This window comes from Cohnella sp. SGD-V74, assembly GCF_003001675.1.
In the GTDB taxonomy this organism is placed as follows: domain Bacteria; phylum Bacillota; class Bacilli; order Paenibacillales; family Paenibacillaceae; genus Cohnella.
In genome coordinates, this window is record NZ_PVYW01000033.1 from 14,273 (window position 1) to 28,573 (window position 14,301).

Here is a 14,301-nt window from a genome sequence, read left to right on the forward strand (position 1 = left end):
TCCATTTGAAGATAAGCAAGTTCAAAAAGTGCGCGTGAACGTCGACGCAGGCGGCATTAGCCGTCTGCGTCGGTTGTGTATGAGGCGCGATCGAGGTGACGGTTCATGAAGGACGGATTTCAACGATTGCAGCAGCGCATCGCTTTGACCTTCCGCAATCCCGCGCTGTTGAAGCAGGCGTTTACGCATACTTCGTATGTGAACGAGCAGCGCGGCGCGCGCATTCCGGACAACGAGAGGCTGGAGTTTCTGGGAGACGCCGTGCTGCAGCTTACCGTGTCCGAATATTTATACCGGCTCTATCCGGATTCTCCGGAGGGGGAATTGACCCGTCTGCGGGCGAGCATCGTCTGCGAGCCGTCGCTTGTCCGTTTTGCCGAGGCGCTCGAATTCGGGCAGGTCGTGCTGCTCGGCAAAGGGGAGGAGCAGACGGGAGGGCGTACCCGACCGTCGCTGCTGGCGGACGCTTTCGAAGCGTTCCTGGGAGCGCTGTATTTGGATCAAGGGCTGGAAGCCGTGCGGGCGTTCCTGGAGCGGCACATGTTCGCGAAGCTGCCCCGGAACGGCCAAGCGCCGATGAAGGACTACAAAACGGAGCTTCAGGAGAAAATCCAGCAGTTGTCCATGGGCGCTCTCGACTATCGCATCGTCGAGGAGAAAGGACCCGCCCACGATAAGGAATTTATCGCCGTTGTCGGGGTAGGTGATCGGCAGCTGGGCAAAGGGATCGGACGTTCGAAGAAGGAAGCGGAGCAGCAAGCCGCTTCCCAAGCGTTGGCGTCGTTTGCGAAACAGGATTCAAGATGACCTACCGACTCGAGAGGAGAAACTGTCCTTATGTTTTTGAAAAGAATCGAGCTGACTGGGTTTAAGTCGTTCGCGGACCGCACCGAACTCGAATTCGTTCGCGGCATTACCGCCGTCGTCGGGCCGAACGGAAGCGGCAAGAGCAACATCTCCGACGGCATCCGCTGGGTGCTCGGGGAACAGAGCGCCAAGTCGCTGCGCGGCGGCAACATGCAGGATATTATTTTCGCGGGCAGCGACTCCCGCAAGGCAGTCAATTTCGGCGAAGTGTCGCTTACCTTGGACAACATGGACAAGGCGCTGCCGCTTGATTTCAGTGAAGTCACGGTCACCCGCCGCGTCCACCGCAACGGGGAGAGCGAATACCTGATCAATAAGCAGCCTTGCCGGCTGAAGGATATAACCGAGCTGTTCATGGATACCGGGATCGGCCGGGAAGCGTATTCGATTATCGGACAAGGCCGGATCGAAGAGATTTTGAGTACGCGTTCGGAAGACCGCCGGGGGATTTTCGAGGAAGCTTCGGGCATCGTGAAATACAAGAGCCGGAAGAAGGAAGCCCAGAAGAAGCTGGAGGACACCGAGAACAACCTGCTGCGGATTCACGATCTCGTCAGCGAGTTGAACGGCCAGATCGAGCCGCTAAGAGACCAGGCGGCCAAAGCCGAAATGTACAAGACGCTTAAGGAAGAATTGAAGAGCAAAGAAATCGCGCTGTACGTTCATCAGATCGAAGGCGTTCACGCTTCGTGGACGCAGACGAGCGAGCGGCTGAGCGCTCTTCGCGAGGAGCAGACGGGCTTGTCGACTTTCGTGAGCAAGCACGACGCGCTTCTGGAGGAAGAGCGGCTGACGCTCGCGCAGCTCGAGGAACTGCTCGAGAAGCTGCAGGACGAGCTTCTGCACTGCAGCGAAGAGACGGAGAAAACCGAAGGCTACGTCGAGCTGTTGAACGAGCGCCGCGGCCATCTGGAGCGCACGCGCGACGGACTGCGGCAATCGCTCGCTTCCGCTGAGGAGCGTTATGCCCTCTCGACGGAGGAAGCTCAGAAGCTGCAGGCGAAGCGCAGCGAGCTCGACGCCGAGCTTGCAACGTCGCTGGCGAAGCTGGCGGAGGAAGAGGACCGGTTGGCGCTGGCCGACGGCAGCACCGAAGTCGAGGAGCGGCTGAAGGCCGAGCTGTTCGATACGCTGAACGCGATGGCGCAGGCGCGCAACGATATTCGCTACGGCGAAGGTCAGCGCGAGGTGCTGGAGCGGCGGATGGCGCGGATCGCGGAAGAGGAAGCGAAATGGCGCGAGCAGTTCGAGGCGCTCGGAGCCAAGCGGGAGCGGCTGGAGCAGAAGCTCGCCGAAGTAACCCGCACGCTGCATGAAGTTCGCGACCGCTACGTGGCCGAGGGCGCCAGATCTTCGGAGGTTCAGCGCAAGCTGGAGGAAGCCCAGGTGTCGGTGCGGCGGCACGAGCAGCGCAGAGAAGCGCTCGTCTCGCGGCGGGATACGATCAAGGAGCTGCAGAACGACTATGACGGCTTCCAGCACGGCGTTCGCGAAGTGCTGAAAGCGTCCAAGCGCGGTTCGCTGCACGGCGTGCACGGCGCTGTCGCCGAGCTCGTCAGCGTACCCGGCCATCTGGAGACGGCGATCGAAACCGCGCTTGGCGCGGCGCTCCAGCATATCGTCATGGAGGACGAGAAGAGCTCGCGGGCGGCGATTGCCCACTTGAAGCAGCGTCAGTCCGGGCGGGCGACGTTCTTGCCGCTCGACGTTATCCGGGCGCGGTCGATTTCCGACGGCGACCGGCGGACGTTGGAGCAGGCGGAAGGCTTTATCGGCGTCGCGGCCGAGCTGGTCGGCTTCGAGCCGAAGTACGGGGCGATCGTCGGCAGCTTGCTCGGCAACGTGCTCATCTCGGAGACGCTGGAGCAGGCGAACCGCATTGCTTCCAGGTTGCAGTACCGTTACCGCGTCGTGACTCGCGACGGAGATGTCGTTAACGCGGGCGGTTCGATGACGGGGGGGAGTTTGCAGAAGAAGTCGGCCAATCTGCTCGGACGCCAACGGCAGCTCGAAGAGCTGGAGCGCGAGATCGCGGAGGCGGAGAAGGCTCGCGAGAACGCGCGGGCTGCGGTAGACGACTTGAAGAAGGAATTGGCCCAGGTTGCGCAAAACATCGAGCAGCTCCGCGGCCAGGGAGAGCAGGAGCGTCTGCGGGAGCAGCAGGTATCTGCAGAAAGCGCCCAGTTCGAGCAGGAGGAGCGGCTGCTGGAAGAGCAGCGTGCCGCGACGGACGGCGAGAAAGCGGCTTTCGCCGCGGAGGCGGGAGCGCTGGCCGCGAGCAAGGAAGAGGCCGAGAAGCGGTTGGCCGAGCTGACGAGCGAAGAGCAGCGCATTCAGGAGCGGATACGAGAAGCGGAGGAACTGCGCCGCAAGAGCGCATCCGCGAAGGAAGAGCTGCAGGCTGCGCTGACCGAACTCAAGGTCGCGATCGCGCGGATGGAGCAGGATCGCGCTTCGCTGGACGAGCAGCTAGGCCGCCACAAGTCGGACTTGGGTCGCCTGACGGGCGAGATCAAGCAGTTCAGAGAGTCTCTTGAGCATAACGAAGCGGAGGCGGAGCGAACGCTGCAGGATTCGGTCGAGCAGCGGGAGAAGCTTAACGATCTGCGCATCCGCAAGAAGCAGCTGACCGAGAACCTCGAGTTCAAGCGAGCCGATCGCGCTGAGAAGCAGCGGGAGCTGGAGCGCAAGGAAGGCGAGACGAAGGACCAGCGCGCGAAGCTGCGAAACGTTGACGAGAGCTTGAGGCAGGCGGAGATCGCCGTCAACCGGATGGACGTGGAGCTGGACAACCTGCTTCGGAAGCTGACGGAGGAGTACGAGATCGGCTTCGAGCTGGCGAAGGAGCGCTATCCGATTCCGGAAGACGTCGTCGGCACCCAGAACGAGGTCCGCGACATGAAGCGCAAAATTTCGTCGCTTGGGGACGTGAATCTCGGCGCCATCGAGGAGTTCAAGCGCGTATCGGAGCGCTACGACTTCCTGGCGGCTCAGGAGAACGACCTGATCGAGGCGAAGACGAAGCTGCACGGCATTATCCGCGAGATGGACGAGGAGATGTCCAAGCGGTTCCGCACGACGTTCGAGGAGATTCGCAAGCATTTCGTCGTCGTCTTCTCGCGCATGTTCGGCGGCGGCCGCGCGGATCTGATCATGGCCGAGCCGGACAAGCCGCTCGACACGGGCATCGACATCGTCGCGCAGCCTCCGGGCAAGAAGCTGACGAACCTGCAGCTTCTGTCTGGGGGAGAGCGGGCGCTGACCGCGATCGCGCTGTTGTTCGCGATTCTGCACGTCAAGCCTGTGCCGTTCTGCGTGCTGGACGAGGTCGAAGCGGCATTGGACGAGGCGAACGTGGCTCGTTACGCGCAGTACATGCGCGAGTTTTCGGATTCGACGCAGTTTATCGTCGTTACGCACCGCAAAGGCACGATGGAGGAAGCCGACGTGCTGTACGGGGTGACGATGGAGGAAGGCGGCGTATCGAAGCTCGTATCGGTTCGTCTGGAAGAAACGGACGACATGATCGCAACGGCTTAGGGCCGACGATGGGGCGTTCGTTACGTAAGTCTGGCGGGGCTGGCAAGCTTAACGGTCTCGCGGACCGCTATCGCAGGCAAATGAGTCGGTAGATGGTGATTAACGGCCCGCCAGACCGTAAGCTGAGGCTAGAGCGGGATGTTCGGCGGAATAGCGGTCTGCCAGACCGTTAGCCGGGGCTAGAGCGGGGTGTTCGGCGGAATAACGGTCAGCCAGACCGTTAAGCCGGGGCTAGAGCGGGATGTTCGGCGGAATAACAGTCTGCCAGACCGTTAGCCGGGGCTAGAGTGGGATGTTCGGCGGAATAGCGGTCTGTCAGACTGTTAACAGGGGTTAGAGCGGGATTGTTGGCGAAGTAACGGTCTGTGAGACCGTTGGCTGCAAACGCCGTGCTCATCGGCGCAAACGCGACAGGGTTGGAGGAACGAGAATGGGTTTTTTCAAAAGATTAAAGGAAACGATCGCGTCCAAGACGGAGGCGGTAACAAGCAAATTCCGCGACGGTCTGGCGAAGACGCGCGACGCGCTCGTGGGCAAGGTTGGCGAGCTGTTCAGCCGTCGGAAAAAGATCGATGAGGAGTTTTTCGAAGAGCTCGAAGAAATTCTGATCGGAGCCGACGTTGGCGTAAACACGGTCATGGCGTTGATCGACGAACTGCGCGACGAGGTGAAGAAGCGTAAGATCGAAGAGCCGGCCGAGCTGCAGCCGATTTTGTCCGAGAAGCTCGTGGAGATGCTGCGAGGCTCCGGCGACGAGGTCGGGCTGAAGGAGAACCCGAACGGCATTACGGTTATTCTGTTCGTCGGCGTCAACGGAGTCGGGAAGACAACGACGATCGGCAAGCTCGCCTGGCGCTACAAGCAGCAGGGCAAGAGCGTGCTGCTCGCCGCGGGCGACACGTTCCGCGCGGGCGCGATCGAGCAGCTCGAAGTGTGGGGCGGACGCGTCGGAGTGGACGTCGTCAAGCAGGGCTCGGGGGCGGATCCGGCGGCGGTCATGTTCGACGCGGTGCAGGAGGCGAAGCGGCGCAATGTCGACGTGCTGATCTGCGATACGGCCGGCCGCCTGCAGAACAAGCATAATCTGATGGAGGAGCTGGCGAAGATCCACCGCGTCATTCAGCGGGAAATTCCGAGCGCTCCGCATGAGACGCTGCTCGTGCTGGACGGCACGACCGGGCAGAACGCGCTGCAGCAGGCGAAGCTGTTCGGCGAGAAGAGCGGCGTGACCGGACTCGTGCTGACGAAGCTGGACGGCACGGCCAAGGGCGGCATCGTCATCGCGATCCGCAACGAGCTGGAGCTGCCGGTCAAGTTCGTCGGCCTTGGCGAGAAGATGGACGACTTGCAGGAGTTCGACGCCGACCAGTTCGTCCACGCCCTGTTCGCGGGCATGTCCGGGACTGAGGAGTCGGAAGGCGAAAATCAACCGTAATCGTCGGAAACAGCGTGAATAGACAATAAGCTCGCGAAGCGTGGCTAATGTGCTGGAAGCAGCGATGGGCATACGAATAAGCTTGCGAGGTGTTACTAATTGCGTGACATAGTCATGAGTGCACGAATAAGCGAAGCGGCGAGAAGGATGTTAAGGTATTCACCTTGACATCCTGTTTTGTTTTCGTTATGATAGGCAATGTGATTAGGTTGTAAAGTGTTTTTCCTTGACACCGCAAGCGCGGAGATGCGGGACGAAACGAACGTCGGAATTCGCATCGCGTCGCATGGGAATAAGGGGGAGCAGCCATTGTGAACGGGGAGAACGCGCTCGAGAAGACGAACCGAATCAATGTGTTGTTTGATTTTTACGGACCTTTGTTAACCGACAAGCAGCAGACGTTTCTGAAATGTTATTTTCACGATGACTATACACTGGGCGAGATCGCCGCGGACTTCCGGATTAGCCGGCAGGCGGTGTACGAGCACTTGAAGCGTGCCGGGCAGGTGCTGGAGGAGTACGAAGCGAAGCTCGGACTCGCGGCAAGGCACAGCCGCCTGAACGCCGGAATCGACCTGCTGGAAGAGCAGATCGCCGGATTGCCGGCGGAATGGCGCCAGACGCTCTCCCGCACTGCGGCTTTGCTGAGAAGCGCGGAATGACGGAGTTCGTCGCGAAGGCGACCGTCGGACAGAAGATGAACAATAACCGTTCCGAAGGAGGGATGGGAAGATGGCATTCGAAGGATTGACAACCCGGCTGCAGAACGTATTCGGGAAACTGAAAGGCCGCGGCAAAGTTTCGGAGGACGACGTCAACGAAGCGATGCGCGAGGTGCGCCTCGCCTTGCTGGAAGCGGACGTGAACTTCAAGGTCGTCAAAGACTTCATCGCCAAGGTGAAGGAGCGCGCGACCGGGCAGGAAGTGCAGAAGAGCTTTACGCCCGCGATGGTGATCATCGACATCGTCAACAAGGAATTGACCGAGTTGATGGGCGGTACGCAGGAGAAGCTGGCGAAGGCGAACAAGCCTCCGACGGTCATCCTGATGGCCGGCCTCCAGGGCGCGGGTAAGACGACGCTGACGGGCAAGCTCGCGAAGCTGCTGCAGTCCCAGAACCATAAGCCGCTGCTCGTCGCGGGCGACATTTACCGTCCGGCGGCGATCAAGCAGCTCGAAGTGCTCGGCGGCCAGATCGGCGCTCCGGTGTTCTCTCTCGGAGACAAGATCAGTCCTGTCGAGATTGCGAAGCAAGGCGTACAGCTCGCGAAGGAGCAGGGCAACGACTACGTCCTGATCGATACGGCCGGTCGTCTCCAGATCGACGAAGAGCTGATGCAGGAGATCAAGGACATCCACTCCGCGGTCAAGCCCGACGAAGTGTTGCTCGTCGTCGATGCGATGACGGGGCAGGAAGCGGTCAACGTGGCCAAGAGCTTCCACGAGCAGCTCGCGCTGACCGGCGTCGTATTGACGAAGCTCGACGGCGATACGCGCGGCGGCGCGGCGCTGTCGGTCAAAGCGGTGACCGGCTGTCCGATCAAATTCGCCTCCACAGGCGAGAAGATTGACCAGCTCGAAGCGTTCCACCCGGATCGGATGGCTTCGCGGATTCTCGGCATGGGCGACATGCTGTCGCTGATCGAGAAGGCGCAGACGAACATGGACGCGGAGAAGGCGGCCGAGATGGAGCGCAAGATGCGCACGGCCGAGTTCACCTTCGACGATTTCCTCGAGCAGATGGAGCAGGTCCGCAAGCTCGGGCCGCTCGATCAACTGCTCGACATGCTTCCGGGCATGAGCAAGGTCAAGAACAATCCGAACTTCAAGATCGACGAGAAGCAGATCGCCCGCACGGAAGCGATCGCCAAGTCGATGACGAAGGCGGAGAAGCAGAAGCCGGACATCATCAACTACAGCCGGCGCAAGCGGATCGCCGCGGGAAGCGGCACGACGCTGGCCGATGTCAACCGGCTGCTCAGGCAGTTCGAGGACATGAAGAAGATGATGAAGCAGTTTTCCGGCATGATGGGCCCGAAAGGTCCGAAGGGCGGCATGAAGGCGCTCAAGGGCATGTTCGGAGGCAAAGGCAAAAACATGAAGTTCCCGTTCTAAGCGAACAGGATTCTCCATTCCTACTCTTGTCAAGGAGGTGAAAGTCACATGGCAGTTCGCATTCGTTTGAAACGGATCGGCGCTCACAAAGCACCGTTCTATCGCGTAGTCGTATCGGATTCCCGTTCCCCGCGCGATGGTCGTTTTATTGAAGAAATCGGCGTGTACAATCCGGTAGCTCAACCGGCTCAAGTACAAATCGACGAGGAAAAAGCGTTGAAATGGCTGCAAAACGGCGCGCAAGCTTCCGATACCGTTCGCAACCTGCTCAGCAAAGCCGGCGTTTTGAAGAAGTTCCACGAATCCAAGCTCCAGAAGTAATCCTGTCACTAAGGAGCTGCGGTGAAATTAACGATACTTGATTTCGATGCAGTCTCCAAGGAGCTGCGGCGAAATGAACGATCTTGATTTCAATGCAGTCTCTAACCGGAGGGCTGAGCCATGGAACAATTGATTCGGGTTATCGCCCGGGCGCTTGTGGATCATCCGGAAGACGTGCAGATTCAGGTCAGGGAAGACGCGAGAGGCCTGGTGTACGAGCTTTCCGTGCATCCCGACGATGTCGGCAAAGTTATCGGCAAGCAGGGACGCATCGCCAAGGCGCTGCGTACAGTAGTCTCTTCCGCCGCCGTGAAGGAGCGGAAGCGCGTCATCGTGGATATTGTCTCGGAATAATAGGCTAGGAGGCCGTACCGTGCATCAGCATGGTGCGGCCTTTTGCATAGCGTGGGGGCAGGTCCAGCATACGTGCAAGGAAAGCGCTCGGGCGGAGGTTCGTGATAGGCGCAAGCGCCGTTTGCGATCGCGGCAGCCGATGGGATATGATAAGATCAGAGGATTTTTGGCGCAGAATGGAAGGAGTTAGTTGCATGTCGGAAGGGCGTTTGCTTAACGTAGGGAAAATCGTCAACACGCATGGAATCAAGGGAGAGCTGAAGGTGTGGCCGCAGACGGACTTTCCGGAGGTGCGGTTCAAGGCGGGCAACCGGCTGCTGATGATTCCGCCGGAAGCCGGCAACCCGATTACGGTCGAGATCGTCTCGGCGCGCGAGCAGAAGAAGATGTACGTCGTGAAGATCAAAGGATTCGACAACATCAACGACGTGGAGAAATACAAGGGCTGGGAACTGAAGGTGCCCGAGGAAGATCGCGTGCCTCTCGAAGAAGGCGAATATTACGTCCGCGATATCGTCGGCTGCGAGGTGTTCACGGAGGAGGGCGAGCTGCTCGGCACCGTTACGGATACGTTGTCTCCGGGGGCGAATGACATTTGGGTCGTGAAAATGCCGAAGGGCAAGGAGCTGCTGCTGCCGGTCATCGACGACGTCGTGCTGGACGTCGACGTCGCCGCGCGCAAAATCAAAGTCCACCTGATGGAAGGGCTGCTCTAGCATGCGGATAGACGTACTTACGCTGTTCCCGGAAATGTTCGCGGGTGTATTCGGCTCGAGCATTCTGGGCAAGGCGCAGGACAAAGGAATCGTGTCGCTGAACACGCTTAATTTTCGCGATTTCGCCAACAATAAGCACAATACGGTCGACGATACCCCGTACGGGGGCGGAGGAGGCATGGTGCTCAAGGCTGAGCCGATCTTCGGCGCGGTCGAGCATGTGCTGGAGCGGCAGGCGGAAGACGGGGAAGAAGCGCGGAAGCCGCGCATTATTTTGATGTGTCCGCAGGGCCGGCCATTCACTCAGGAGATCGCTCGGGAGTTGTCCAAGGAGTCGCATCTGATCTTCATATGCGGCCATTACGAAGGCTACGACGAGCGCATTCGAGAGCATCTGGTGACGGACGAGCTGTCGGTCGGGGATTACGTGCTGACCGGCGGGGAGTTGCCCGCGATGGTCGTCACCGACGCCGTCGTCCGGCTGCTGCCGGGCGTGCTCGGCAACGAGCAGTCGGCTGTCACCGATTCGTTCAGCGACGGACTGCTGGAATATCCGCATTATACGCGGCCGGCGGAGTTCAGAGGCTGGAAGGTGCCGGACGCCCTGCTGTCCGGCCATCATGCCGAGATCGAGAAGTGGCGGAGACAGCAGTCGCTGGAGCGCACGCTGGCCCGCCGCCCCGAGCTGTTGGAACAGGCGGAGCTGACGGAGAAGGAGCGGACGTGGCTTAGGCAAGCTAGGGAAGCTGCGGCATCTCCGTCCGGCGACTGAAGGCAAGAATTCTTAGTCGCAGCGGTCGAAGACGGTCGCGGACGAGAGAGACGGACGAGGATACGGCATAACGAAAAAGCGGCAAAGACGGCACAGGGAACCGAATCCCAGAACCGTCTTTGCCGCTTTTTGAGTGATTCACAAAGTACACAATCCGCTATACTGAACCGCCTCCGATAAAATTCGATTTTGCGTCCAGAGGACGCCAAAGACGTTTTGGCTTGGAATGCCCAATGTGAAATGAGGATGTAGCAGAGATCCGGTGGCGGGTTGTATCGTTCTCTGCCTCTTTTGCCGGTATCCCGTCCAGTCAGGTTGTCTGCGCCACATTCTGAATACGTACGTAGTGCCTTTTCCGTTCTTTTGCCGCTATCCCGTCTAGTCAGGTTGGTCTTACATCCTCCATTTGTCGGTATCCCGACAGCTCAGAAATCTGGTTGTCGCGTTTAGCAACAAGCTGGCTATCTCGTCTCATTCAGTTGATCATCCTCACGGATGTAAATTAGTGTTCAGCAGCTTGCGGGGTATCCCAATGATTCAGTTAGAGCCGTGAGGCCGGAGTCAGTCTGTCAGATCGGGAAGGGTCCCTAGACTTCGTGAGTTCAGGATAGATGATTGTGGAAGAATGATGCAATCTGTGATCAACTGGACGTGACTTCAACTGATTCAAAGGGATAGCGGCAAAAGGCGTGAAAGGGAGGTGCGATGCTGAGGAGGACTGACGAAAGGGGATAGCGGCAAAAGGAGCAGAGAATGAATGGGGAGAGATAGAACGAACTGATGGAAAGGGATATCGGCAAAAAGGATGAAGAGGAGGTGCGATGCTGGGGAGATCTGACCGAAGGGGATAGCGACAAAAGAAGTGGAAAGCGGAACGGGAAGAAGCTGGCGGACTGACGGAAGGGGATAGCGTGGAACGGGAGAAAGGAGACAAGAGGGCTGCCTGGGATTCTATTGAAAATACACAATACAGCAATCGATTGCTTATTGATACTTACAGAAAAATCGATTGTTCCGGCAATAGATAAAGAAATCGATTGCTAAACGGAAAAATCCGGGTTATAATCGGGCTAATCATCAAAACGGGAGTGTGAACTTTGCAGAAGCCGACCACCATATACGACATCGCCAAGCGAATGAACATTTCCGCCGCGACGGTGTCCCGCGTGCTGAGCAACAGCAAGTATCCCGTGCGGGCCGAGCTGGCCAAGCGCATCCGGGAGACGGCGCGGGAGATGAATTACCATCCGAACAGCATCGGAAGGCAGCTGAAGACGAACAAGACGTCGACGATCGGAGTCATTATTCCGTCGATCACCAATCCGTTCTATTCCGCCGTCGTCTCGGGAATCGAGGAGGTGGCCAGCGAGAAAGGCTACCACGTGCTGCTCTGCAACTCGCAGCAAAGCCCGGAGCTGGAGATGAGCCATCTGACGACGCTGTTCGAGAAGCAGGTTAAAGGCGTAATCCTCTCTTCCGTCTCCGACGGCAACGAGGAACTGAAGAGCTACATGAAGAGCGGTCTGAAGGTCGTCTCCATCGACCAGACGATCGACGACTTCTCGGCTTTCCAGATCAACTTCGATTATCGCAAAGGGGGAAGAATCGGCACGCGCTACCTGATCGACCAAGGACACCGCGATATCGCCTATTTGACCGCTCCGCTCAGTCTGCCCAGCCGCAAGCAAATTTACCAGGGCTTCCTGGAGACGATGGAGGAGCACGGCTTGCCGGTCGGAGAAGACCGTTTGATCGTCTCCCGAGGCAAGCAGGAAGACGGAGAGCTGGCTTCCCAGACGATCGGCGAGTTCGAGAACGGCAAACGGCTGGCGGAGCGTCTGCTGCGCAAGAAGCCGTGGCCGACCGCAATCTTCGCTTGCAACGACATGACCGCGTTCGGCGTGCTGAACGAGCTGATGACCCAGGGCGTACGGTCGCCCGAGGACATCTCGGTTATCGGCTTCGACAATCTCGACTTCGCCGGCATCGTATCTCCGGCGCTGACGACGATCGAGCAGCCGAAATACGAGATGGGCCGAATGGCCTGCCGCATGCTGATGGAATGGATGGACAACGAAGTCAATCAACCGGGAGAGCTGATTTTGCAGCCCAGGCTGGTGGAGCGCAATTCCGTTCGCCGCCTTTAAGCAAGGAGGCGACGATCTTTTTACAGCAAACAGCAATCGATTACTATCGTTTATTTCAAGGAGTGAACAGCTTGCAAATCAACATCTTGAGCAATCCGGAAGAGCTTGGAGCCAGAGCGGCCGAGGCGGCCGCGGCTTGGCTGAACGCCTGCATCGAGAGCAAGGGAAAGGCCCGGCTCGTTCTGTCGACCGGCGCATCGCAGTTTCAATTTCTGGACAGCTTCGTTCGGCAGCCCGTCGACTGGCGGCTGGTGGAAATGTTCCATCTCGACGAATACATCGCCCTCCCGGCTGAGCATCCTGCCAGCTTCCGCCGGTATTTGCGAGAACGCTTCCTCTCCAAGGTGCCGATCGGCTACGCGCATCTGGTCGACGGAGAAGGCGAGCCGGAGGCGGTCATCGCGAAGCTGGAAGCGGAAGCTGCCAAAGCGCCGTTCGATCTCGGGTTGATCGGCATCGGCGAGAACGCGCATATCGCCTTTAACGACCCGCCGGCGGATTTTCAAGCGGGGCAGACGTACAAGATCGTCGCTTTGGACGAAGCGTGCAAGCGCCAGCAGGTTCGAGAGGGGTGGTTCGGTTCGTTGGAGGAGGTGCCGGAACAAGCGATCACGATGACGGTAAGCGCCATTATGAGCTGTCGGAAAATCATTTCCTGCGTTCCTCATTCGGCAAAGGCGAAAGCGGTTTCAAGTGCGCTTGGCAACGAAATCACGCCCGATATTCCCGCCACCATTCTGAAACGGCATGACGACTGGTCGCTGTTCCTCGACCCGGAATCGGCGTCGCTGCTGCCGATACGCACATGAGCGCGGCGACGGGAAGCGGCTGCTGGCAGGGCAGGGCGGCGAACGGGCAAGCGGTGGAGGTGCGGATCGAGGACGGCGTCATTTTGTCCGTGGCGTGCACGGAAGAGAAAGAAGATTTGCCTTGGATCAGCGCCGGGTGGATCGACTTGCAGGTGAACGGGGCCAACGGCGGTGACTTCAACGGGCAGCAGACGACGCTGGAGGACGTTGACCGGACGACCCGGTACTTATGGACGAAAGGAGTGACCCGCTACCTGCCGACGGTCATTACCGGCAGCTTCGAACGGATGAACCGGGCGATGGCGGCAATCGCGGAAGCGGCTGCGGAGCCGACGCCGCTCGGAAGGACGATCGGCGGTATTCATATGGAAGGGCCGTATTTGTCCGGCGAGCGGGGACCGAGGGGGGCTCACGACGCGCGGCAAGTCCGCGATCCGGACGCGGAGGAGTTCGAAAGGCTGCAGCGGAGCGCCGGAGGGCGAATCGTGCTGGTGACGCTGGCTCCCGAGAGGGAGGGCGCGATTCCGTTCGTTCGCGAGCTCGCCGGCCGGGGTATCGTCGCCAGCATCGGGCACAGCGCCGCGAGCGGCGAGCAGATCGCCTCCGCCGCCGAAGCGGGAGCGTCGATGTCGACGCATCTGGGCAACGGCAGCCATCTAATGCTGCCTCGCCACCCGAACTACTTGTGGGAGCAACTGGCTGATGAGCGCCTGATCGCGGGGTTTATTGCCGACGGGCACCATCTGCCGCTATCGACACTGAAGGCGATGCTGCGCGCCAAGGGGGAGCAGGCATTCGTCGTCAGCGACTGCGTCAGTCTGGCGGGCATGCCGCCCGGGGAGTACGAAGGCGAGATCGGCGAGCGGGTCGTGCTTCGCGAGGACGGTCGGCTGTATTTGGCGGACGATCCCGGCATTCTTGCCGGCTCCGCGTCCACGCTGGAGAAGGGAATCGAGACGTTGGTCGGCCCGCTGCGATATTCGCTGGCGGATGCGATCGCGCTTGTGACCGAACGCCCGGCCAAGGCGATGGGGTGGCAGAACTTCGGGCGTCTTGAGCCCGGCCTTCAGGGCAATCTGACGCTGTTCGAATGCGAGCGAAGCGGGGAACGCGCGTCGGTCCGCATCGTCGAGACGGTAGTGGCCGGGGAGACGGTCTATCGGCAAGCGGAAGGCGGACCGGGCGGGAGTTGACGATTGTGCGCAAAGACGGAGTCGTTAAGCCT

12 protein-coding genes are annotated in these 14,301 nt (G+C 59.5%); all 12 read left to right on the plus strand.

Going from position 1 to position 14,301, the window contains the following annotated elements:
- Window positions 1-105 precede the first annotated feature (105 nt).
- The 12 genes from rnc (at window position 106) to B0G52_RS33360 (ending at window position 14,269) form a co-directional block, all read left to right on the plus strand.
- Window positions 106-807, plus strand: coding sequence for a ribonuclease III (gene rnc / locus B0G52_RS33305; RefSeq protein ID WP_094050754.1), 702 nt, complete (start codon window positions 106-108; stop codon window positions 805-807).
- A 30-nt stretch (window positions 808-837) separates the two neighbouring features.
- Entirely contained in the window at window positions 838-4,407 is a 3,570-nt protein-coding gene (smc, locus tag B0G52_RS33310) for a chromosome segregation protein SMC (RefSeq protein ID WP_094050755.1), read from the plus strand.
- A 430-nt stretch (window positions 4,408-4,837) separates the two neighbouring features.
- On the plus strand, window positions 4,838-5,842 hold the full coding sequence (gene ftsY / locus B0G52_RS33315; protein ID WP_094050756.1) for a signal recognition particle-docking protein FtsY: 1,005 nt from the start codon (window positions 4,838-4,840) through the stop codon (window positions 5,840-5,842).
- 311 nt (window positions 5,843-6,153) lie between these two features.
- Window positions 6,154-6,504, plus strand: coding sequence for a YlxM family DNA-binding protein (gene ylxM / locus B0G52_RS33320; protein ID WP_094050757.1), 351 nt, complete (start codon window positions 6,154-6,156; stop codon window positions 6,502-6,504).
- Between the two features lie 70 nt (window positions 6,505-6,574).
- Window positions 6,575-7,957: a signal recognition particle protein gene (gene ffh, locus B0G52_RS33325; protein WP_094050758.1), complete on the plus strand. Its 1,383-nt coding sequence runs from the start codon at window positions 6,575-6,577 to the stop codon at window positions 7,955-7,957.
- Window positions 7,958-8,005: 48 nt separating this feature from the next.
- Window positions 8,006-8,278: a 30S ribosomal protein S16 gene (gene rpsP / locus B0G52_RS33330; RefSeq protein ID WP_094050759.1), complete on the plus strand. Its 273-nt coding sequence runs from the start codon at window positions 8,006-8,008 to the stop codon at window positions 8,276-8,278.
- Between the two features lie 120 nt (window positions 8,279-8,398).
- Window positions 8,399-8,632: a KH domain-containing protein gene (locus B0G52_RS33335; protein ID WP_094050760.1), complete on the plus strand. Its 234-nt coding sequence runs from the start codon at window positions 8,399-8,401 to the stop codon at window positions 8,630-8,632.
- Window positions 8,633-8,826: 194 nt separating this feature from the next.
- A complete protein-coding gene (gene rimM, locus B0G52_RS33340; protein WP_094050761.1) occupies window positions 8,827-9,348 on the plus strand; it encodes a ribosome maturation factor RimM in 522 nt (173 codons plus the stop codon).
- 1 nt (window position 9,349) lies between these two features.
- Window positions 9,350-10,120 (plus strand): tRNA (guanosine(37)-N1)-methyltransferase TrmD, encoded by a 771-nt coding sequence (gene trmD / locus B0G52_RS33345; protein WP_094050762.1) that lies wholly within the window; start codon window positions 9,350-9,352, stop codon window positions 10,118-10,120.
- Between the two features lie 1,097 nt (window positions 10,121-11,217).
- Entirely contained in the window at window positions 11,218-12,267 is a 1,050-nt protein-coding gene (locus B0G52_RS33350) for a LacI family DNA-binding transcriptional regulator (protein WP_094050763.1), read from the plus strand.
- Between the two features lie 71 nt (window positions 12,268-12,338).
- Complete coding sequence (locus tag B0G52_RS33355; protein WP_094050764.1) at window positions 12,339-13,076, plus strand: 6-phosphogluconolactonase; 738 nt, start codon at window positions 12,339-12,341, stop codon at window positions 13,074-13,076.
- Window positions 13,073-14,269 carry an N-acetylglucosamine-6-phosphate deacetylase gene (locus B0G52_RS33360; protein ID WP_094050765.1) on the plus strand — a complete coding sequence of 399 codons (1,197 nt, stop codon included), beginning with the start codon at window positions 13,073-13,075 and terminating at the stop codon, window positions 14,267-14,269. Before B0G52_RS33355 ends, B0G52_RS33360 begins: the two co-directional genes overlap by 4 nt.
- Window positions 14,270-14,301: the final 32 nt, after the last annotated feature.

What these genes read in the sequence shown, in the direction of transcription:
- rnc (WP_094050754.1), top strand. Translation starts at nt 106, where the DNA reads ATGAAGGACGGATTTCAACGATTGCAGCAGCGCATCGCTTTGACCTTC.
- smc (WP_094050755.1), top strand. Translation starts at nt 838, where the DNA reads ATGTTTTTGAAAAGAATCGAGCTGACTGGGTTTAAGTCGTTCGCGGAC.
- ftsY (WP_094050756.1), top strand. Translation starts at nt 4,838, where the DNA reads ATGGGTTTTTTCAAAAGATTAAAGGAAACGATCGCGTCCAAGACGGAG.
- ffh (WP_094050758.1), top strand. Translation starts at nt 6,575, where the DNA reads ATGGCATTCGAAGGATTGACAACCCGGCTGCAGAACGTATTCGGGAAA.
- rpsP (WP_094050759.1), top strand. Translation starts at nt 8,006, where the DNA reads ATGGCAGTTCGCATTCGTTTGAAACGGATCGGCGCTCACAAAGCACCG.
- B0G52_RS33335 (WP_094050760.1), top strand. Translation starts at nt 8,399, where the DNA reads ATGGAACAATTGATTCGGGTTATCGCCCGGGCGCTTGTGGATCATCCG.
- rimM (WP_094050761.1), top strand. Translation starts at nt 8,827, where the DNA reads ATGTCGGAAGGGCGTTTGCTTAACGTAGGGAAAATCGTCAACACGCAT.
- trmD (WP_094050762.1), top strand. Translation starts at nt 9,350, where the DNA reads ATGCGGATAGACGTACTTACGCTGTTCCCGGAAATGTTCGCGGGTGTA.
- B0G52_RS33360 (WP_094050765.1), top strand. Translation starts at nt 13,073, where the DNA reads ATGAGCGCGGCGACGGGAAGCGGCTGCTGGCAGGGCAGGGCGGCGAAC.